Source organism: Acinetobacter sp. 'aerobic (ED)', assembly GCF_904886855.1.
Lineage (GTDB): Bacteria > Pseudomonadota > Gammaproteobacteria > Pseudomonadales > Moraxellaceae > Acinetobacter > Acinetobacter courvalinii.
In genome coordinates this window covers 462,317-483,774 of sequence record NZ_CAJHGI010000001.1, presented here as the reverse complement: position 1 = coordinate 483,774, position 21,458 = coordinate 462,317, and the positions used below count along the sequence as shown (strand labels likewise).

General features: G+C 38.6%; 21 protein-coding genes and 1 pseudogene. 19 read left to right on the top strand and 3 right to left on the bottom strand.

The annotated features are described in order from the left end of the window. Positions 1-150: 150 nt before the first annotated feature. The 3 genes from JO943_RS02285 to JO943_RS02275 all read left to right on the top strand — a co-directional run bounded on the left by JO943_RS02285 (position 151) and on the right by JO943_RS02275 (position 2,967). On the top strand, positions 151-1,284 hold the full coding sequence (locus JO943_RS02285; RefSeq protein ID WP_032872839.1) for an OmpW/AlkL family protein: 1,134 nt from the start codon (positions 151-153) through the stop codon (positions 1,282-1,284). Positions 1,285-1,624: 340 nt separating this feature from the next. Continuing rightward, on the top strand, positions 1,625-2,731 hold the full coding sequence (locus JO943_RS02280; protein ID WP_202739876.1) for a minor capsid protein: 1,107 nt from the start codon (positions 1,625-1,627) through the stop codon (positions 2,729-2,731). 20 nt (positions 2,732-2,751) lie between these two features. Next, complete coding sequence (locus JO943_RS02275) at positions 2,752-2,967, top strand: hypothetical protein (protein WP_202739875.1); 216 nt, start codon at positions 2,752-2,754, stop codon at positions 2,965-2,967. Positions 2,968-3,048: 81 nt separating this feature from the next. Here the strand turns inward: JO943_RS02275 and JO943_RS02270 are convergent, their stop codons facing one another. After that, complete coding sequence (locus JO943_RS02270) at positions 3,049-4,185, bottom strand: multidrug effflux MFS transporter (RefSeq protein WP_202739874.1); 1,137 nt, start codon at positions 4,183-4,185, stop codon at positions 3,049-3,051. 101 nt (positions 4,186-4,286) lie between these two features. Here JO943_RS02270 and JO943_RS02265 point away from each other — a divergent pair, with 101 nt between their 5' ends. The 9 genes from JO943_RS02265 (at position 4,287) to JO943_RS02225 (ending at position 13,067) form a co-directional block, all read left to right on the top strand. Continuing rightward, positions 4,287-5,054 (top strand): AraC family transcriptional regulator, encoded by a 768-nt coding sequence (locus JO943_RS02265; RefSeq protein WP_202739873.1) that lies wholly within the window; start codon positions 4,287-4,289, stop codon positions 5,052-5,054. Between the two features lie 223 nt (positions 5,055-5,277). Then, complete coding sequence (locus JO943_RS02260; protein WP_005230642.1) at positions 5,278-5,520, top strand: hypothetical protein; 243 nt, start codon at positions 5,278-5,280, stop codon at positions 5,518-5,520. Positions 5,521-5,895: 375 nt separating this feature from the next. Next, complete coding sequence (locus tag JO943_RS02255) at positions 5,896-6,213, top strand: hypothetical protein (protein WP_005230641.1); 318 nt, start codon at positions 5,896-5,898, stop codon at positions 6,211-6,213. Between the two features lie 294 nt (positions 6,214-6,507). Then, positions 6,508-6,954: a hypothetical protein gene (locus JO943_RS02250; RefSeq protein ID WP_202739872.1), complete on the top strand. Its 447-nt coding sequence runs from the start codon at positions 6,508-6,510 to the stop codon at positions 6,952-6,954. A gap of 607 nt (positions 6,955-7,561) precedes the next feature. After that, on the top strand, positions 7,562-8,092 hold the full coding sequence (locus JO943_RS02245) for a spore coat U domain-containing protein (RefSeq protein ID WP_032872833.1): 531 nt from the start codon (positions 7,562-7,564) through the stop codon (positions 8,090-8,092). Positions 8,093-8,163: 71 nt separating this feature from the next. Continuing rightward, positions 8,164-8,868, top strand: a complete 705-nt coding sequence (locus tag JO943_RS02240) for a molecular chaperone (RefSeq protein WP_202739871.1) — start codon at positions 8,164-8,166, stop codon at positions 8,866-8,868. A gap of 9 nt (positions 8,869-8,877) precedes the next feature. After that, on the top strand, positions 8,878-11,337 hold the full coding sequence (locus tag JO943_RS02235) for a fimbria/pilus outer membrane usher protein (protein WP_202739870.1): 2,460 nt from the start codon (positions 8,878-8,880) through the stop codon (positions 11,335-11,337). Then, positions 11,328-12,347, top strand: coding sequence for a spore coat U domain-containing protein (locus JO943_RS02230; protein ID WP_202739869.1), 1,020 nt, complete (start codon positions 11,328-11,330; stop codon positions 12,345-12,347). Before JO943_RS02235 ends, JO943_RS02230 begins: the two co-directional genes overlap by 10 nt. A gap of 378 nt (positions 12,348-12,725) precedes the next feature. Beyond that, the gene (locus tag JO943_RS02225) at positions 12,726-13,067 is read left to right on the top strand and encodes a hypothetical protein (protein WP_202739868.1); all 342 of its coding nucleotides are present in this window, start codon (positions 12,726-12,728) and stop codon (positions 13,065-13,067) included. A 22-nt stretch (positions 13,068-13,089) separates the two neighbouring features. On the opposite strand, the pseudogene JO943_RS18475 reads toward JO943_RS02225, so the two are convergent. Next, positions 13,090-13,245: pseudogene (locus JO943_RS18475) on the bottom strand (SOS response-associated peptidase); the annotation flags it as partial. Between the two features lie 1,226 nt (positions 13,246-14,471). Between JO943_RS18475 and JO943_RS02220 the strand changes: the two are divergent. The 4 genes from JO943_RS02220 to JO943_RS02205 all read left to right on the top strand — a co-directional run bounded on the left by JO943_RS02220 (position 14,472) and on the right by JO943_RS02205 (position 17,707). Continuing rightward, entirely contained in the window at positions 14,472-15,065 is a 594-nt protein-coding gene (locus tag JO943_RS02220) for a DUF4142 domain-containing protein (RefSeq protein WP_202739867.1), read from the top strand. Between the two features lie 386 nt (positions 15,066-15,451). Further along, the gene (locus JO943_RS02215) at positions 15,452-16,078 is read left to right on the top strand and encodes a glycine zipper domain-containing protein (protein WP_202739866.1); all 627 of its coding nucleotides are present in this window, start codon (positions 15,452-15,454) and stop codon (positions 16,076-16,078) included. A gap of 395 nt (positions 16,079-16,473) precedes the next feature. After that, a complete protein-coding gene (locus tag JO943_RS02210; RefSeq protein ID WP_202739865.1) occupies positions 16,474-17,064 on the top strand; it encodes a uracil-DNA glycosylase family protein in 591 nt (196 codons plus the stop codon). Positions 17,065-17,083: 19 nt separating this feature from the next. Continuing rightward, positions 17,084-17,707 (top strand): class I SAM-dependent methyltransferase, encoded by a 624-nt coding sequence (locus JO943_RS02205; RefSeq protein ID WP_032869567.1) that lies wholly within the window; start codon positions 17,084-17,086, stop codon positions 17,705-17,707. A 14-nt stretch (positions 17,708-17,721) separates the two neighbouring features. On the opposite strand, the gene JO943_RS02200 is transcribed toward JO943_RS02205, so the two are convergent. Next, the gene (locus JO943_RS02200; RefSeq protein WP_202739993.1) at positions 17,722-19,230 is read right to left on the bottom strand and encodes a phospholipase D family protein; all 1,509 of its coding nucleotides are present in this window, start codon (positions 19,228-19,230) and stop codon (positions 17,722-17,724) included. 296 nt (positions 19,231-19,526) lie between these two features. On the opposite strand from JO943_RS02200, the gene JO943_RS02195 reads away from it, so the two are divergent. From JO943_RS02195 to JO943_RS02185, 3 genes are read left to right on the top strand one after another with little or no spacing between them, the layout of a single operon-like run. Beyond that, the gene (locus JO943_RS02195) at positions 19,527-19,802 is read left to right on the top strand and encodes a metal/formaldehyde-sensitive transcriptional repressor (RefSeq protein ID WP_202739864.1); all 276 of its coding nucleotides are present in this window, start codon (positions 19,527-19,529) and stop codon (positions 19,800-19,802) included. Positions 19,803-19,816: 14 nt separating this feature from the next. Next, positions 19,817-20,926, top strand: coding sequence for an S-(hydroxymethyl)glutathione dehydrogenase/class III alcohol dehydrogenase (locus JO943_RS02190; RefSeq protein ID WP_202739992.1), 1,110 nt, complete (start codon positions 19,817-19,819; stop codon positions 20,924-20,926). 59 nt (positions 20,927-20,985) lie between these two features. Beyond that, entirely contained in the window at positions 20,986-21,342 is a 357-nt protein-coding gene (locus JO943_RS02185; RefSeq protein WP_202739863.1) for a winged helix-turn-helix domain-containing protein, read from the top strand. The last annotated feature ends 116 nt before the right edge of the window (positions 21,343-21,458 follow it).

The window sequence follows — 21,458 nt, the reverse complement described above, 5'->3', positions numbered from 1 at the left end:
TCCAATGACTCATTCTGCTTCGACTTTTTCTCTTTCCTGCATTGATTTTGTGTAAATGCTATCTGTCCGAAATTTTACCATTTGTTAAAAAATCTAAATATAGTAAAGGAGGGTTAACGGGAACCCTTTTAAATAACTCAAGGAAAAGAAATGAAAATATTAAAAATAGTCGGCGGGAATCTACTCGCCTTCGCAGTTATTGCGGGAACACAGACAGTACATGCAGAATTTAAGCGGTTTTCTGTATCAGCGGGTTGGTTGCATGTCATGCCTCAAGGTAAGGCAAATCCTTTTAATATCAATACTGCAGTTGCGAATGGAACGAGGGCTAAAGTAGGCGCGATTTCTACCACGGCTTTTATGAAATCCATAGATCCAAATGCCACACTGACAACCGGGGAAAATGCCAAGGAAATTCTGGATATGGTATTTAGCCATCCTGTCGATCAGGACGGGAATCCCCAACCATCTATAGGTCAGATATTAGGCCTGGTGGATGAAAATGATATGGTTTCACCTGATATCACCGGTACAGCCACGATAAACGGATTAGGACGGTGGGAAGCACAAGGAACCGGACTTGAGGCTGAAGATGTAGATACTTTGGGACTCATGTTTAATTACTATATTAACGACAATGTGTCCTTACAGTTAATTGGCGGCATACCTCCCAAAGTCGATATTAAGGGCAAAGGAGAAATTAATGCGCCGCTATCCGGTTTTGCAAATCCTGAAGGATTGGCCGCTGGCGTGATTGGAGATAAGTTAGATTTATTACAGGATATTCCAATCACTAATCTTGGCAATAAATCTAAAGCTGCTTCAGTACGTGCCTGGACGCCTGCATTAGAAGCTCAGTATCAATTCGGCAAATCAGGTATAAATAAATTACGGCCATATATTGGTGCTGGAATCATGTATTCACGCTTCACGGATATAAAGCTGAATCATCAAATTCACGGCGATTTAATTGCTGCTGGACATATGATCCAGAATGTTCTGGATGGTCAAGCCGGTGCGGCTCTAGATGGAAAAATTTCTAGTGCAAATCCTTATGTCAAAGTAAAAACTACCGATGCGATTGCACCTATTGTTAGCTTGGGAGCGACCTATGATTTTAATTCAAACTGGTATGCAGTCGGTTCTGTATCTTATGCCAAGTTAAATAATAGGGCGAATATTGATGTAATCGATAAAAATACTGGGAAAAAATTGATTCACGCCTCAACCAAAGTAGATATTGATCCCTTGATTACATTTTTAGGTGTGGGATATCGTTTTTAAATTGCCATTTTGAAATTGACTCGCATCAGTTGCGAGTCAACGTGACATGACCGTTTCCATCGTCTCTTGATCATCTTAGCGAAATAGGCAGCCTGATATTTAAAGCTGGATCTGCCCAAACTATATTTTTATAGTGCAATTTGAGTTCGCTATAGAGAGTATTCAGTTATCAAACTTGCTAAATAACTTTACCAAGCTGTACTAGCGGGCAAGAATTCATTCTGGACATACTGAAAGAAAATATCTGGTGACCGGGAAATTACCACAATATGAAGATCAAGATGAATTAGAGCGTCTAGCAGTAGAACAGGAGACTTCACCGCTATAGAGGTAACGGTTTATGGCCAATCATGATAAAAAAATTCTGTTTAATATTCTGACCCAGCATCAGGCCTATTTATATCGTGCCGCTTCACGCTCTGTGAATGAGCTGCTTGGCATCTTTAATGATGAAACGATGGATATGCTGAGCAGATTAAATGGTCTACTCGATGAATTAAATGCTGTTGAAAAGATTGCTGTTGCGGGTGGTCAGTACACCACCGCAAATCTACGTGCGATCCAGAAACTGATCCAGCAATGGTTTAATTCAATTGATATTGCTATATCTGAAAGGTTTACAGTATCAGCCATTTCATTTGCCGGCTATGAAGCCAACTATATGGCCAAACTTTTCGCTCACGCCAAGAAGGCCGATAAAGGCGAACAGCTTTATATAGACGCAAAACATATACCTTTGGCAGGCGGTGCGCTGGTAGATGAACTTTTATCTAAAATTGCTGAAACTGCGCGTCAGAGAGTGGAATATGCAATTCGTGATGGCATGAATACGGGCATGAGCAATTATCAGATCATTAAACGGCTTCGTGGAACCAAACGCTTGAAATATGAGGACGGGCTTTTAAATAGTAGCAGAACGGATATTGAACGTACGGTAAGAACCATACGTAGTCATGTCTCCAATCAGGCTTATTTAAACAGTTTTAAAGAACTGGATATTCAATATATCCGCTTCATCAGTGTACTGGATGGACGAACTTCAAAACTGTGCGCTGCCCTGGATGGTTCAGTCTGGAAAATTAATGATCCAGCAAAACGTATCCCGCCATTACATCCGAATTGTCGGAGTACGTTGGTGCCAGTTGATAAAGATGGGCAACTTATAGGGCAACGCCCTTATGTGATGGATGAGCGTAAACTGAAGGATATTCCTAAACACGAACGCGAGCAGTTGACTGGCCAGTTAGATGCAAATATCACGTTCAAGGAGTTTTTTAACAAAACAGATGACTTCTTTCAAAAAGAATGGCTTGGCCCGAAACGTTATAAGCTCTACAAAGAAGGAAAGTTTGATTTTGATAAATTCTTTGATCCTGAAGGCGAGCTGTATAGCTTGGAGCAATTAAGACTTCTGGATGAACAGACCTTTAAAGTGTTGGGAATTTAAAGCAAATTAAGGTGTTTAAAATGTCAAAATTATCAGTCGTGGAATGTAAGAAACGCAAGCAAGCGTTGGAAAAGGCGCTCACTGTTCAGATTGCAGAATTGGTCAATCAGTTTGAAATTGAGACCGGAGTAAATATTCAAGATATTTACCTGAATTTTACCGATGTGTCTGAGATCGACCGTCCAGATAAATATGTTTTTACCAGTGTCACGGTCAGAACGCAGGAATCTGACTAAGCTGATTAATCAGATTCAAAGTGCTTTTTATCAATCTGGTTAGCTGAAAAAAACGTCACAATGCTGTTTGTTGGCTTATTTTTATGAATTTGAATCTAACTGCGGCTTAAAAAATAAAGCAGCTAATGCACAGACACTAAGTACCAGTCCTAATTGTTGCACCAGACCTGCAAGGCCAAGCATACAACCCAACAGTAAATAATAAGTCAGTCCAAATAAGGCACCTGCTTTACCAGCATGTTCTCGATAATGTCGTAGTGCCTGACTCAAAATATTGGGGATAGCAATGCCATAGGCAACAACAATGCCTGCAACAGGGATTAAAATCCATGCTGTTGTCTGTAAAGCCCAAGCAATAAGGCTAGCAATCAACGCCAGCTTACAGGCCTGAACAACCAGTTTTTCTGGTCTAATCTGGGAGGCGAGCAGTTTTGCATTAATGAAACTACCCATCAGAGCAGAGATTGCCAGTAATAATCCCGTCCATCCAAATGTCTCAGAACTCCAGCCAAGATTGTTAAACAGGAATGGCGCCAGGCTGTAGTAGCTGAAAATCATTGTATTAAGTAGAGCAACCAACATGGCATTTCGCCATAGTGAGGAATCATAAAACATTCTTGTCGCTAATGTTCCTATCCGAATATGGGGTGAATGAACAGGACGGGTTTCAGGGAGCAAAGTAGCGCTGAGAATCAGCAAAAGCAGGGCGAGTAAGGATAAGGCGATAAATACCCCCATATGCCCCCAATGACTCACCAGCCATCCTCCACTAACCAGACCAAACACAGGACTGAGGGCCAGTGCTGCACCCATCAGTGAAAATACACGGGCTAATTTTACCGATTCATAACTATCCCGAAGCATGGTTTGAACGACCACAGATCCTGCTGCCGCGCCAACGGCGGAAATCATACGGACAATTAATAAAATCCTGAATTCTGTTGTTATGACTGCGAACAGGGTTCCGGCCGCATAGCAGAACAGCCCTAACAACATGGCAGGGCGTCTACCAATTTTATCGCTGGCCCAGCCCCATACTGCGACACCTATTGCAAAAGCGATGAAATAAACAGAAAGGGTCTGCGCCGCTTGTTCATGACTGACAGCAAATGAACTGGAAATGTGCGGCAGTGCAGGACTGTATATAGTTTCAACAAGTTGCGGGAACATAATCAGCAGGGTTAATAACCATAATGGGGGACGTGCTGAAACTTTCATGCCATGTCTTATCTCTAAAAGTATTGAATGGGCATTATTGTTGAAACCGAGATGTCTGATTACAATAATAAGGACTAGATATATTTATTATTGGACAAGTTGTGAAAATTGCAGCGGATGCTCTTTTTGATCCGGATATTTTTTCTGATCCCGTCATTGGGATTGCCTCTGAGATGGGGATACATGATTCCGGTCGGCATAGTCACCGTCGTCATCAGTTACTTTTTTCGGCGGCTGGCAGTATCACCATAGAATTAGATCAAACGCTGTGTTTGCTTCCACCACGCCGTGCAGCCTGGATTCCTGCCGGCACAACGCATCGCGCAATCATGCGTAGGGTGATGGCGTATCGCTCATTGTATTTTTCACCGACAGAGATCTTCGCTCAATTGCCATTGCAGATCGTTGAGGTCAATCCTTTATTTTTTGAAGTTATCGAAAGGATGGCATTTTGGCCCTGGGGCATGAAGGCAGAACAACAAACCAGTCTAATGACGGTTTTTACTGAAGAAATACAGGCGGCAAAAACTGAAAACTGGCAATTACGTTATCCTTTAGATGGACGACTTGACTTATGGCTGGACAGCGTTCGTATGGGCGAGTTACCGCCACGGTTGAGCCAAGTTGCGCAAAGGGTCGGTGCATGTGAACGTACAATTAGTCGAATATTTATCCGGGATACAGGAATGAATTACCAAAGCTGGAGACAGCAGTGGCGATTATTGAAAGCCATGGAGATGCTCTCGGAAGGGCTACCAATAAGTCAGATTGCTCAGCACTTGGATTTTGTCAGTGATAGTGCATTTATCGTTTTTTTTCGGCAGCATACCGGCACAACTCCAAGTCGATACCTGAATAAAATCTATTGAGAGAAAACGAGCAAACCAATCAAGACTGGAACAGGTTTTATCGCGAGAATTTTCACAATAGCGTCTAGTTTCTATTTGGTGCGTTCTGAGCAGGAGAAAAGTAGTCATTGTTAAGTACAGTTTTTATATCAGGATTTCTCATATAAAAAATGAAATATCAATAGTTTAATCTCAAATTTTGTTGGTTGAAGTGGTATAATATTTTTCCACAAAGGAGCCTTAAATGCCCATCATCACCCTACAAGATATTGATTCAGGAGAGATGATCAAAATTAGGCAAGTTGTCGATCCTAAAGTTGGGATGGACATAAATTGTCAAGTTAAAATTATCCCAGTCTATAAATGGTTGTATCTGGAAAACGGGGACCTACTACCAGATAAGCTGCAAGACAAGTTGAAAAAACCCATAGTTAACCAGATGATAGATGAGCGCTATCTCATCTATAAGATAGACAATCAACCCTAGACCGCTGCAAGGCGGTTTTTTATTGTCTAAAGAAAAGAGCTGAGCATTAAAGAATTTATAGAAAGCCCTACACATCAAAACTAATATGAATATACGATTTTTCTTGTGATGTATCACTTAACCATCAATAAAATTGATAGTTCCTAACTTTTTCTTTCATCCGTATGACCTTATCCTAATCAAAACTAAGCATAAAATTATTGATGATCTCAATTAATTTTACAGAATTAAAAGAAAGGTACATTACTTCAGAAATGTGCCTTTTTTGTTTTTTACGTGCTTAGTGTTTTGGTCTTTTATTTTTGTATGCGACGTAGAGATGACTTCAGCCTATGTGTTGAATATCAAAACTTAGCTAAATGTTGGTAACTTAAAATGAATAAAATGCATGTCACTTTTTCCGTCATTATTGGTTTAATTGTTGGTGGTATTCTTGGCGCTATTGGCTACTCTAAAACTGCTGCGCGTTATGATGTAATGACTACTGCATGTGTAATGGTTAATCAGGCAGTTGAACATCAAATTTTAACTACTGAACAGGTGAAACAGTTAGGTGAATTGACTGGTCAGAGCTTAAAGAAAGATTATGCATCGGTTGCATCGAAATTTAAATTCTCTGAAAAGAATTTAGCGAATGCATCAGAAGGTTCAAACTGTAGTCAGTTTGTAGTTGGTGTGAATTCAGCCAAGTAAGAAATGAGAAGCCCACGAGATGTGGGCTTTTTCTCTTAATGGTTTATTGCTGGTCATTAATAATTTGTCGCATTGACTCAGTTTTTTCTTTCTGATCAGGACTTTATACTCTTTGGAGATTTTTACTGCTTTGCAGCATGCCCAGCGATCAAACTTATCTAAGCAGTTGCAAGCATCAAACAGATAAGCTTTACGGGAAATCGTTTATTCTAAATCAGCCAGTTGTAAGGTTTGTTCTGCTATTCCGTGCAGATTAGATAAATATTAAACACCCTGTAAGAGCTACTCCAGACCATGAAAAATTTAAAATTAAAACATTACTTAGCGCTTACTCTCGCTCTTTCAGGCATTTTTGCGATCTGCTTTGAATCCTTTACAAAAGGCTTTGTCACCTATGTACCATATGGCGGTGGTGAATTTGTTTACTTGAGAGAAATGCAAGGCTCAAATGAAGACGAAAGCGTACTGTTGTGGTTCTTCGGGATCATAAGCATTTTTCTTGGCAGCATAATGTATCTTCTAAAGAATACTGCCTATGTTCTGAGAATGGGTTTCTTTGCATATGTATCCTTGTTTCTATGTGCACTCACGACAGATAGCGACCCTCTGAATCAACTTATTATAAATACGGTCAAGTTTGATCATAATATTTACCTGATCTTGTGGTGCCTTTCAGTTGCTCTCTACACAGGTATTTTTCTTAAACTATTTATTCAAAAAGATAATTTAAGTGACGAATAAATATATCAAATCATTAGTCAGGTCACAGTTTTTTATTAAAATGAATACATTTGATCATTTTTTTGATTAGTCGTAGAGTATATTAATATGTAAATAAATATTTAAATAATAAGTGAGAACAGTAGATGGATTAATTTATTATGACTAAACAATCAGTCTTTAGGTATACAGAAACTTTAAAACTTTCCAAGAAAATATTTATTTAACCATCAAAGGTTTGCATTAAAAAATAATAAAACTGTACTTTTAATATATTTTTTAAATAATAAATAATTCAATCTTATTTCATTGAAAATTCAAGAATAAATTTATGCATGATGATTTGAGAAACACTATGTTTTATTTCAATTAAAATCTATTAAAAACAAATATTTAAGTTTATTGTTTTTTTGATGTAAGTAATTGGTTAATTTGGGTGAAAACAGTATTGTTATAGCAATTTTAAATGAAAAGTGGTGCTTTAATAAAAGTTATTTATGTATTATGCCAAAAGTAGGGTAAAAAAATAAGCTCTAAAAGAGCAGTCAAATTAAAACGATTGTAATATTAAGGGTTAGTTTTTTCACATCTATTCATTCCAACAATTTAATGTAAAAAGGTTTAAACCATGAAAAAGACTTTTTATTATTTATCAGCAATTGCTGTTGGGTTATTTTCTCTCAATACAGCAAATGCCGCTACAGCAACGGGTACATTGACTGTTAGAGCGACAGTAACCAATAGCTGTGTTTTAAATACCTCAGCCACAGGTACCACTTCAAATGCAGTCTTAGACTTTGGAACATTAAGTTCACTCGTGGGCAATGTAGACGCAGACACCACAACCACAGGCGGTACCCCGATCAGAGTCCTTTGCAATAACACCGTACCTTGGACCTTGTCATTTGATGGTGGACAGAATGTTTTATCAACCCAACGTCGTATGATCGGTGGAGCAACCACGACCGAATATATTCCTTATAACCTTTTCTCGGATACGGGTCGTGCAACAGCAATCGGTATTGCCACAACTGCCTACAGTGGTACAGGGACGGGTAATGTTCAAACCGTTAACGTCTATGGCCGTATTCCAGCCGGCACCACTTTACCAAGCGCTGGAAGTTATTTAGATACAGTAACAGTGACTGTAACTTATTAATGTTTATACACAAGAAATACTGTTAGCCCTTTGAAAGGGCTAATGCTTTAAAAGATTTATTTGAGTAAGTCATGAAAAAAAACATCATTATTATTACAAGTTTATTCTTATCTCTATCTAGCACTTTGAATGCAGCTACAATCCGAATTTCACCTGTGAATGTAGAATTATTGAGTAATCAGAATGCTTCTTCGATCAGTCTGTTTAACCAGTCGAATGAAAGTACCGATTTGCAGATTCGGGTGTTTAAATGGATACAAAACAATGGACAAGATGAGTTAATTCCGACCGATGAGATTGCGATTAGCCCGCCTTTTTTAAAATTAAAAGCGAATGATTCTTATAACTTGCGTGTAGTCAGAATTAATCCGGCAGCGATTTCTGGTGAAAAAACCTATCGTATTATTATTGATGAGTTACCCAAGCCAATGGATAGCCGTAAAACCGCGCAAGGCCTAAATGTATTACTTCGCTCTTCATTACCCGTTTTCGTGGTAGATAAAGACGCGATTACTCAACTGAATTGGAAAATAGATCCTGATCAGAAGACGCCGTCTTTAAAGATGAGCAATATTGGAAATCGACATGCGCTTTTAAATGATTTAACGCTTGTTGATACGACCGCAGGAAAAAGTTATCCCATAAAAGTAAACACCGTGAATGCTTATATTCTTGGACAGCAGAGCCGAAGTTACCCGATTGATAATTTTACATATCAGCCAACTCATAAATACAGTGTATCTCTGACAATAAATGGTAAGAAAACAACACTTTAAGAGGCTTGTATGAAATACATTATAGGTGTCTTATGTGTTGCATATCTTCCTGCATATTGTTTTGCTGAGCAACTTCAAGATCATACCAATACCGCAACTCCTCATGTGCCAGATGTGATTAATCGCAATAATCAGTTTGCGCAAGCAAAGGATGCCGGACCGGAACAAGATCTTCACTTTACTCAGCTTTTTTTAAATATTTCCATGAATACCAATGCGTCTGAAGACTTGGTTGCGGTGAAACAATCTAAGCAGGGCAAGTTGTATATCCGTGCCCGAGACTTAAAAGCATTAAGACTGAAAATAGATGAACAGACGCCTGAAAACCAATGGATATGTATTAATGATCTACAAGGCATCCAGTTTCAATACCAAGAGAATGAGCAGGCTCTAAAGTTAAAGGTTCCTTCGAGCATGTTGACAGGCTATGCAGTGGACCTTAATGGCCAACAGATCACCAGTCCGGATTTGCTCAAGATGAGACCCTTAAACGCGGCTATTCTCAACTACAGCCTGTATAACAGCATCATCAATAACGAAAATACCTTTTCCGGGTCCGTTGAGGGCATTTTTAACAGTGCGATCGGTAATTTTTCTTCAGGCGCTTTATATAATGGCAGCAATGACAATAATGATCGCCATGAAAAATGGGTACGTCTGGAAACAAAGTGGCAATATGTCGATCCTGAAAAGATCCGGCTATATACCCTAGGCGACTTTATTTCCAATAGTCCTGACTGGGGCAGTAGTGTACGTCTTGCCGGTTTCCAGTGGTCCAGTGCCTATACCCAGCGCGGCGATATAGTGACCTCTGCATTGCCGCAATTCTCCGGTTCGGCTGCACTGCCTTCAACACTTGATTTATACGTCAACCAGCAAAAGATTTATTCAGGACAGGTGCCTTCAGGGCCATTTGACATTAAACAGCTTCCGTTTATTTCCGGGAATGAAGTTACGCTGGTGACTACCGATGCAACCGGACAGCAAAGTATTACTAAAAAACCTTACTATTTTTCCTCCAAGATTCTGGCAAAAGATATTAATGAATTTTCAGTAGATGTCGGGGTTCCACGTTATAACTATGGGCTGAAATCAAACCAATATGATGATGCTACCTTTGCATCCGGAGCGATCCGATACGGTTACAGCAATTCACTGACATTAAGCGGTGGTGTGGAAGCTTCGACAGATGGTCTTTCCAATCTCGGCACCGGATTTGCCAAGAATATTTTGGGTATTGCAGTGATTAATGCGGATATCGCAGCAAGCCAGTATAAAGATGAAAACGGCTATTCGGCCTTGCTTGGCCTGGAAGGGCGAATTAGCAAGAATATTTCATTTAACAGCAGTTACCGCAAAGTATTTTATAACTATTTTGACCTTGCCCGTGTCTCTCAAGTCAGATATTTAAAAGATAACCAGATCAATGCCGAATCACAAAACTATCTGAGCTATAGCGCACTGGCAGATGAAATTTTCAGGGCAGGGATTAACTATAACTTTTATGCAGGCTATGGCGCTTATCTTGGGTATAACCAGATCAAATATAGCAATAATTCCTACAAATTGCTGTCTGCCAATTTAAGCGGAAGTATTAACAAGAACTGGGGATTTTATACCTCTGCCTATAAAGACTATGAGAATAATAAAGACTATGGCATTTACTTTGCGCTGCGCTATACACCATCTAGCAAATTCAATGCAATCACGAGTGTGTCGAGTGACAGCGGCCGCTTGAATTATCGCCAGGAAATATTTGGTTTGTCAGAACCGCAAATCGGTTCATTTGGATGGGGCGGTTATGTGGAACGAGATCAGGATGCCAAAGAAAACAATGCTTCGCTCTATGCTTCTTACCGCGCTCGCGCAGCCTACCTGACCGGACGTTACAACCGCTCTGGAGATAACGACCAAGTGGCACTTTCAGCAACGGGTTCACTGGTTGCAGCAGCGGGACGCATCTTTGCAGCCAATGAAATTGGCGAAGGTTATGCAGTGGTGACCAATGCCGGACCGCAAAGCCAGATTCTAAATGGTGGGGTTAATTTAGGTTTTACCGATAAGTCCGGTCGGTTTCTCATTCCTAGCCTCATGCCATATCAAGAGAATCACATTTATTTAGATCCGTCCTATCTTCCTTTAAATTGGAGCGTTAAAGCGACGGACCAAAAAACTGTGGTCGGCTATCGCCAAGGAACCTTGGTTGACTTTGGTGCGCATCAGGTTATTTCCGGATTAGTCAGACTTGTGGATCAAAACAATAAACCGTTATTGCCGGGCTATTCGGTCCGGATTAATGGGGAACAACAGGGTGTAGTGGGTTATGACGGTGAAGTGTTTATTCAAAATCTATTAAAGCAAAACAAACTTGAAGTTGATCTTCTGGATCATGGCTCGTGCCAAGTTGACTTCAGCTATAACAGCAATCAGTACTCAACTCAGAAATTGGGACCTTATATATGTCGATAAGAATTTTTAATAAGACTCAAATAGAAAGCGACAAGAAATTTCCATGGTTTTTGAAATACCTCCTCGGTATTTGCTTGTTTTATCTGTTTTACGCATTTTTTAGTCCAGCCCATGCTGCCTGTACGGTAACTGGAACCACCAACAATACTTTTACCTATACCGCAGCAAATATTAATAGTGATGCCACCGTAAACCTATCAGGAACAATAACTTGTACGACTTTGGGAGTTCCCCAGACTTCTGCATATATGTGCATGAAAACCGTTTTTACCGGAACAACCAATAGCCATAATAATGTTTCACTCCCTTATACGGTAGCCGCTACAGTTGGTGGAGCAGGGTCCACCACCACTAACCAAACTTCTAATGTCTGGTATGGGCCGGTAAGAACCGTGGCTTCAAACAATATCATTAATTACTCAGTGAACGTGAAAGTGCCTGCCCGAACAGGATCGCTTGTCGCCTATCCTCAAGGAACATATACGGCTACAGTTCGGCTCTATTGGGATATGGATGCATTGGGCTTAGTGTGCGGTGATTTAATTGGTGGCTGGGATTCAGGTGATACACTGCTCACAGCTAACTTCGTGGTTCCAAGTCTGTGTCAATTAAACTCAACCTCAAATGTTGATTTTGGCAATATTAACGATATAGGGGTGACAAAAAGAGACTACATAACTCAAGGGGCTGTGAATACGACGTGTAATTATGGAACACCCTATAGTATTTATTTAGGCGATGGTAATAACCGTATAAGTGGTGGATTTAGGCGCATGAGCAACGGTAATAATGGATTTATTCCGTATCAGCTCTATAAAGATTCTAGTTATAGTACGGTATGGGATGCTACAGGTGGTGTCACCAATGTTGGGGGTGCAGGAGGCGTCTCAAAAACCGGTACAGGTAGCGCGCAAAGTACTCCTGTCTATGGAAAAATTCCGCAAGGTACCAGCATTGCAAGCACTCCAGGGAATTACTCAGATAGTGTGGTGGTTACGGTCACGTATTAAGCCATTTCAAAAATTCAAAACTCAACTCGTTTCTAAAAGACCGCTTATTGAAGCGGTTTTTTAAGGTCTTGTACGCAGCTTTTCACTCAACCTATTTTTGTCAGTTCGAAGATTAAACGTTCCAACTAAGCAGATTTTGCTACCAGAAGGCCTGTTGATATACATGTTATGGGTGTTCTATTGTTAATACAGTGAGCTCATAACTAAAAATTGCAATTAAAAAGCACGCGATGTTGTTCAATCAAAATGAAAAGGTTTGCATATAATTGATAAATATGAAATATTGATCTCAGTCAAACTAAGCTTAAAAAGCAAGTTTCGTTTTCTTTCAGAACCCACAAAAATCTCTTGTGGGTATTTTTTTGGGACATGCTACTGATGAAATGGATTTCTTTATTCACTTTTTTGTTCATATCAAACACAAGTTTTGCTTATGAAATTACTGAGCATAGCGGCAAATGTTTTTTGCAAAATGATAAAAAAACGTTTTCCTGTTCAATTCAAAAAGGTAAAAGTTACGGGGGGAAGTTTGTATATATCGAATTTGATCAGAAAGAATATTTGATTGAGCAATCAACTTCTTGTGGGGGAGTATGTAAACCTTACTTAGGCACTACCCCAGAAGATGTATTGGTTGCAAAAAGTTATAAACACAGTGATTGGAATTGTTACAAGCAAGAGAAAGGAAGTATGAATATCTGCTACAAGTTAGATAAATAATTAATTTTTCAGTGTCTTCTATATATGTGTTTTTAACTTTCTTCATATCATCCGCCCATTTTGGTATCAGGCCAGAGCGGGCAAATCGCCATTCAATGCCGTGCTCGGTCGCGATGAGGATAGGGCCTCCGTAATCGGGATATAGATCAGCTTTATAGTCGAATGTGGGCGCAAGCAGGTTAAGGAGTTATGCTCGGTTTCTTGCTATTGGTTCCTAGTGAGAACACATAACAAGCTCCATTTTTATAAATACTATACTCAGCATTGTTGTTCTTTTATTAGGATGTGCAGCTCAAAATATCAACAATAATATTCATGTGGGGATACGTGTTAAAGCTATTTAGAAATACTTATTTCAGGGAGTTAACTCATTCAAATCATATGGAACGAAATAGTGCAGTGAACCATACATTACTTACACATGAATCATTAGAAAATTATAGGGCTACATAAGTGTAGGAGTATAAATTTATGGTAGAAAATAAAAATGCTGTTCTACATATAAATTGCAAAAGATCAACTCCAAGCTTGATCTTGAGCGTTATTGCTTTACATTTATTTGAGTAAAAAAAATAGCGGCAAGTTGATAAAGCTTGCCGCTATTTTTCTGTTTTGGATACAGAAAAGACAAATAAAGAAACCTTAGTAATAAAAAATCAACATTTGTATAACAAGAGTTATATGACAAAAACATTATTTTGATTTTGCCAATACTGATACTTGATAAGAACAGGCATAATTCGGTTGGTTTGATAGCGTAAGCCCTAGTGTGATCACTCAGGGCTTTTTTTATTGATTTGATGGTTCGTCTCTGGTTAAGTAGCCGTAGCATAAACAAGGGTAGAGCATTTGATTTCTCCTATTTTCTAGATGATTTAATTTGTAACTTCACATAGCTGTGCCTTCTATTTTCAGGATGCAAAGCTCATTCGATATCTACAAAAGTGCATATCACTGTCTGTGTGCAGTGTGTGAATTAAAGTCTTTATGAGAATGTTCTTTATACAAATGCTAATATTTTGAATTGGTTTAAGTTTTCTTTAGATATGCTTAATTTAAGCTTTAGTATCTATAAGTAAATATAACGAACTTTATTGTTAATTTCGTAAAAATAAAAAATTAAAAATGTTTTTAAGTTTATGTTTTTTAAAATTATATCTATTTTAGATTTACATTAATAATATTGGATACAGATGTATGATTCTTTATTGAATTTATATCATCTACTTTAAATGAGCTATTAACCCTTTACGAATAATATTCAACGAGTGGTATAAATATGGCTGTTTAAAATTATGAACAAATGACCCCAATCTTGAATTTACAAGTAGGGATATAGAATGGAAATATGAAAAAGCTTCCCATAAGTGGAAATACCCATGAATTAAGTTAAAGGATATTGAGATGAAAGCTATTTTAACGAAGAAAATTATTAGCTGTATCGCAGTTAGTGGTGTTTTAAGTTTTAGTGCATTTGAGAGTATGGCAGCGAATCAACAAACTATAAATGATGAAAAGAATCACTCTAAAATATTAAATGAAAACCATGAAAATCTGACTGATAGTCAAATTTTTAAGATATTAAGTACAGCTAATAATGGTGAAATTAAGCAGGCGAAAACTGCATTGCCAAAGCTAAAAACGGATGAAGCTAAGAAATATGCTGAAATGATGATTAATGAACATTCAGCCAATGAAAAAAATGCACAAGCATTAGCAAGTCGTTTAAAGTTGAGTTCACAAGCCAGTAATCTTAGTAAATCATTGCAAAATGATAGTGACAAAATTGTTAGCAAGCTTAATCAAACAAAATCAGATACTGATAAAAATTATATCATGAGTCAAGTTGAAGGTCACCGTAAGGTTTTGACGATCATTGATAAGCATTTGATACCAAACACGAAAAGTTCTGAATTAAAAAGTATGCTGATACAAACACGTGAGGCCGTTGCGAAACACCTAAAAGCGGCTGAAGATACATTTAAAAAGATGAAGTAATATACAATCACAATATCTTTTAAAAATATTTTTAAAAAGTCTAGTATCAATTAACTAGACTTTTTTAAATTGCGTATACATAAAATCATCATTTCCAGCAGGGCAGTGTAAAGCTTGAACGTTATGGGTAATGTTTAACCTAGCAAAATATAATGATTGTGGGGTGGAGGATGATATGATTATAAAGAATATTTGAATAAGAATTTTTATTAATGAGAAATAATTTTATTAATTAACAACATCTCCTTACTTAATAGGGACAGTTGTAAAACATAACTAATCTAAAGGTGAATTATACTAATAATCATCAAGCATATTTCAAAAGTTCTTTTAATATTATAGCTCTTTTGAAAGATACTAGGTTTTAAAATATAGGGAGTAAGAAAATGGTAAATACAAAACAATCAAATTTAGAAGGTAATCATACGACTCAACAAGAGCCATCTTCTAATGGTAATATATCAAATAGCAAACCGTTACAAGACACTTCATCCACAATTGATAATGCTCGTCCAGATTTAAACTCTCCACCGACTAATAACAATCATGTACCCGATATGAATGAAGGGGGAGAGAATTTGGTTGCTACAGGTGCAGGAACCTTGGGAGGAGCGGCGGTAGGTGCTGCATTTGGTGTTGTTGGTGGCCCTCCAGGTGCTGTTGTTGGGGGGATTATTGGTGGTGTGGTAGGGGCAATAGCAGGTAATGACATAGCCCAAACAGATAATAAACAAGATGATAGTGATTACTGGCAAGATGATAATTATTGGCGAGAAAACTATAAAAAAATGCCATATTATACTGAAAGCAAGAATCTAGAATATGATCGTGATTATCGTGCGGCTTATCGTTTAGGTTATGAAAATCGCGTGCATGATAATGCAGAAATTAATTTTTCCGAGGCTGAATCTAGATTGAAAACTAAATGGGAGCAAGTTAAAGGCAGTTCACGTTTACAGTGGGAGGAAGCCAAATTTGCTGTAAAAGATGGATGGGAGAAAATTACTCCTTAAGTCATTTAATACTTAGAAAGTCTCCTCTATGGGGGAGACTTTGCGATGCTATATTTTTAAGCTAAAAGTTGAGGTATATTTAAGGTTTTGATTTAGTCTTTAACTTAACGATTGTTATTGGGGACAGTGGGTGTGGAAAAATATTTTTCTATTGATGAGTCCGTAGGATTTTTAAACAGAGATAAGTATGTAACTGAACATCTAACAACTAGAGATTTGTTATATCTTGCTGCAAAGAAGCTAATCTGACCATGTTTCTTCTATAGAGGGGCTGCCTCATAAAAGATATTGTTAAGGCGAAATTTTCACCAACAAAAGATCCAAGTAAAAAACTTGAAAATTCTATAAAATAAACAAAATGATTTACTCAATTTAAAATTTGGCTTTCGATATAAATGAATGATATAGAAATAGAAACACATCCATTACAACCGTTTTTACCTTCCAATGCCAAGCTATTGATGCTCGGTAGTTTTCCGCCGCCGCAAAGCCGCTGGAAGATGAATTTTTACTATCCTAACTATCAGAACGATATGTGGCGGATATATGGTCTGATTTTCTTTCAAGATAAAAATCATTTTTTAGATTTACCTAATAAAAACTTTAAACAGCAACTGATCCGGGATTTTCTGACTCAGATCGGTGTCGGAATATTTGATACTGCATGTCAGATTAGACGCTTACAAGGGAATGCTTCGGATAAATTTTTAGAAATTGTCACACCGACAGATTTATCAAAGTTACTTGAACAGATTCCCATGTGTCATACCATCATGACCACGGGAGATAAGGCCACCGATACATTGATGCAGTATTTTCCCAATCAGCCGATCAAACCGCTGATTGGTCAATCTGTACAGGTTCAACATCTCGATCGGGAGTTGAATTTATATCGTTTACCGTCGTCATCACGCGCATATCCTTTAGCACTGGAAAAGAAAGCAGAGGTATATCAGCAATTTTTTAAGCAAATTGGTTTAATTTAATTATATAAAAGGGAAATAAATGAAGGATGTTGAAAGCCCAATTGATTTAAGAATTTTCGCTGATGCTTTGGAATGGCAACAAACGGCGAATGTGAAAAGACCGTGGCGAAAGGATTTCTTTGAATATTATGTCAATCTAATTAGACAGCATGTGTCTGGACAATGTCATGTATTGGAACTTGGTTCTGGACCTGGATTTTTAGCTCAACATTTGCTCTCACAACTTGCTGATCTTCGATATACCGCTTTTGATTTTTCAGAAGCAATGCATCAGCTGGCACAAGAAAAACTTAATAATACTGAGAGAGCTCGGGCAACCTATATTGTTGGAAATTTTAAAGAGACTGGCTGGCAAAATACTTTTACTCAGCAATATGATCTGATCATTATCCATCAAGCATTACACGAGTTGCGACATAAACGCTATGCAACCAATTTTCATAAAATCGCAAAAACCTTGTTAAAACCTCAAGGCCATTATTTAGTATGTGATCATTTGTGTGCAGCACATGCTATGCAGAATGATCAGCTTTATATGACCAGGCAAGAGCATATGAATGCACTTGAACAGGCATCTTTTACACAAATCAAGATGCCGTTAGAGATAGAAGGGCTATGTTTATTTGAGATCAATTGGGTTTAACTAAACAAGCTTCGTTACATCATCCATTCAACTGGAAAATAAGACACAACATGCATGGTAAAGCGCTGGAATCTGGTGCTTTCAGGGTCATGATGATGCTCAACCACTTCACCATTTGGCTTATGTTCATACCAGACAATATTGCCATTTTGATCTAGTTTGAGCTGATAGGCCACTTGTAGCAAATGCTGATCCAGCATAGCCGTAATCTGGTCTTGTAAATGATCAGATTCCACCACTAAACCAACTTCAGTGTTTAAATGCGCAGAGCGCGGATCAAAGTTAAATGAACCAATAAACACCTTGCCATCGACATCAAAAAATTTTGCATGCAGACTTGAGCGATTCTTGCCTTTCACCGGGATTACGCTCCCAGTCGCAATTTCATACCAGGTTCGTTTTTTACGTTCAATATTCGGTTTAAACTCATACAGTTGCACACCACTTTGTAGTAGTGGTTTTCGGTATTGGCTATAAAAAGAATGCACTACGGCGACATCATTAGCTACTAGACTATTGGTCAGGACACGTACTTTTATCCCGTCTTTAGAGAGTTGATTGAGATAGGCAGTTCCTTGTTGAGTCGGTACAAAATAAGCAGAGACCAGCTCCATATGTTGTTCAGGTTTACCCATAATTTCTAGAACTTGAGCATATAAAAGCTGCTGATCTTTGGCCTTTCCTAAGGCCTTACTCGGGTGATCAGCGACAAAATGCGCTTTTGCCCATTGCACCGGATAGTTTTGTAGGCGAAGTTTTAAATAATCTTGCGCGGCTTCGAGTTTATCTTCGGTGGAGGTATCAACCTGATCTAAGGCTTTATAGCTATTTCTTAAATCCTCAAGTTGCTGCGGCGAAGCCGCACCCATTAATTGTTCTGTTGAATAACTGAGTGGATCGGACCAGAATTCTTCGAAAACCTGTTCTGCGCGATCGACTGCTTTACCGTAGAATAAAATATCCATATCGCTAAACTGGAATTGCTCACCTGCATCAAAGTATTCACTACTGATATTACGGCCACCTGTTACTGCAATCGAATGATCGGCAATGGTAAGCTTATTATGCATACGATGATTAATCTGTTTCAGCCTGAATACATAATCAATAAAACGTAAATGTCTAAACTTATAGGGATTGAAAATACGGATTTCAAAATTTGGATGTCGGGCGAGGGCTTTTAAGGTTTTGTCTAATTTTATGCCATTCTGATCATCAATCAGTAAACGGACTTTTACCCCGCGGTCTGCTGCTTTGAGCAATTCATGCAACATCATGTTGCCGATGACATCATCATTCCAGATATAGTATTGTAAATCCAGTTGATGCTGGGCATTTCGAATCAAATGCATCCGTGAGGCCATACTTAAAAAGGCATCATCCAAAGCTAAAAAAGCCGTTAAACCGTTTTCAATATTAAGATCGGCTTGTGGATCATTCATCCACTTTGTTTTAGTGTTCAAGGAGTTACTCCGATCATGGTTCTGATTAGGGGGCAAAGAACAGCCGCCCATTCCAAACATAATAACAAGAGCCATGATTTTAAAATGATATGAATTGTTTATGATTTTATTGATCAAGCGTGCCAGTCCAACAATAATGTATAGATGTTTGATTTTGTTATATCTCTAAACGCTTTTGGGTTCCAAGGTTTAAATGTAATAATAAATATAATCAATATTTTAGCATTTTAAAAACTTAATTTTTCTATCTCAGTTCTTCTTGAAAGCGAGCGCTTTAAGTCTATCAATGAGTAAAAATTGAGTTATATTACTATACTGGTGTATAGTATATTTTTAGATTTAATGTGGTCGACATTATGCCTAAACAATTAGAGGATAAAAAAAAGATTCTCACACGTGTAAGACGAATCCAGGGTCAAGTTCAAAGTGTAGAGCGTGCTTTGGAAAATGACACAGAATGTGCTGATATTTTGCAGCAAATCTGTGCAGTTCGTGGCGCATTAAATGGTTTGATGACCGAACTTCTCGAAATTCATTTAAAAGATACCTTGGTCGTTGGCGAATCTTCGGAGTTACAACGCAGTCAAGGGCTCATTCAAGTCAGTAAAATTTTTAAATCTTATTTAAAGTAAGGAGTGTCATTGTGATTAAATCTCGTGCAGCCGTTGCTTTTGCCGCAGGCGAACCATTACAAATCGTAGAGCTGGATGTTGAACCACCCAAGAAAGGGGAAGTCCTGATTAAAATTTCCCATACCGGGGTCTGCCATACTGACGCTTTCACTCTATCAGGTGATGATCCAGAAGGTGTTTTTCCGGCAGTGCTGGGGCATGAAGGGGCTGGGGTTGTGGTGCAAGTTGGTGAGGGTGTGACCAGTGTTGCAGTGGGTGACCATGTGATTCCGCTGTATACCGCCGAGTGTAAAGAATGCTTATTCTGTAAATCGGGTAAAACCAATTTATGCGTGGCGGTACGTGCAACCCAAGGTAAGGGTGTGATGCCAGATGGTACCACGCGTTTCTCTTATCAGGGCCAACCGATTTATCACTATATGGGTTGTTCAACATTTAGTGAATATACCGTGGTTGCAGAAGTATCTCTGGCAAAAATCAATCCTGAAGCCAATCATGAACAAGTCTGCTTATTGGGTTGTGGTGTGACTACGGGTATTGGCGCAGTACATAATACGGCGAAAGTCCAAGAGGGCGACAGTGTTGCTGTATTTGGTTTAGGCGGTATTGGCCTTGCTGTGGTACAAGGTGCACGTCAAGCCAAAGCTGGCCGTATTATTGTGATTGATACCAATCCTGATAAATTTGAGTTGGCAAAACAGTTTGGTGCAACCGATTTCCTTAATCCGAAAGATTATGAACAGCCGATTCAGCAAGTGATTGTTGAAATGACCGGTTGGGGGGTTGACCATTCTTTTGAATGTATCGGCAATACCAATGTCATGCGTTCTGCACTGGAATGTGCGCATCGCGGTTGGGGACAATCGGTGATTATCGGGGTTGCAGGTGCAGGTCAGGAAATCTCAACCCGTCCATTCCAGTTGGTGACAGGCCGTAAATGGATGGGAACTGCTTTTGGTGGTGTAAAAGGCCGTAGCCAATTACCAAAAATGGTGGAAGATGCAATGAAGGGTGAGATTGAGCTGGCACCATTCGTAACGCACACCATGCCGTTAGAAGATATTAATGAAGCCTTTGGCTTAATGCATGAAGGCAAGTCGATTCGTACCGTGATTCATTTCTAACTTTATAATGATAGGATTTGATGATGTGAAATGCATCATCAAATCTCAGGTGGATCTTGATGTCAAAACCACGTTTAAAACTGCATGTCCGGATTTTTTCAGAGGAGCAGATTGCTTTTGGTCCCGGTAAAGCGGAGCTACTTGAAGCGATCCAGCGTACAGGCTCAATTTCCCAAGCGGCAAAATCCATGCAGATGAGTTATCGCCGTGCATGGCAATTGGTGGACACCATGAATCAATGCTTTCATTCTCATCTAGTCGATACCCAAACAGGCGGAACGCATGGTGGTGGTGCAGTGGTAACTGAATTAGGGCAAGAGGTACTTAAAAAATTTAGAACCATGGAGCAGCAAGCGATTCAGGCTGTCGCAACTGAGTTTGAAGATTTCGCACACTATCTAAAAGTAAATAAATAATTATATAAACATAAAAAATTAACACGCCTTATTCCACAATTTCCTTAATCTTTGCTTTCTCTCTAATCATCTGCTGGTTTATAGCGCACATTGATTCGCACAACATATTTTTTAGC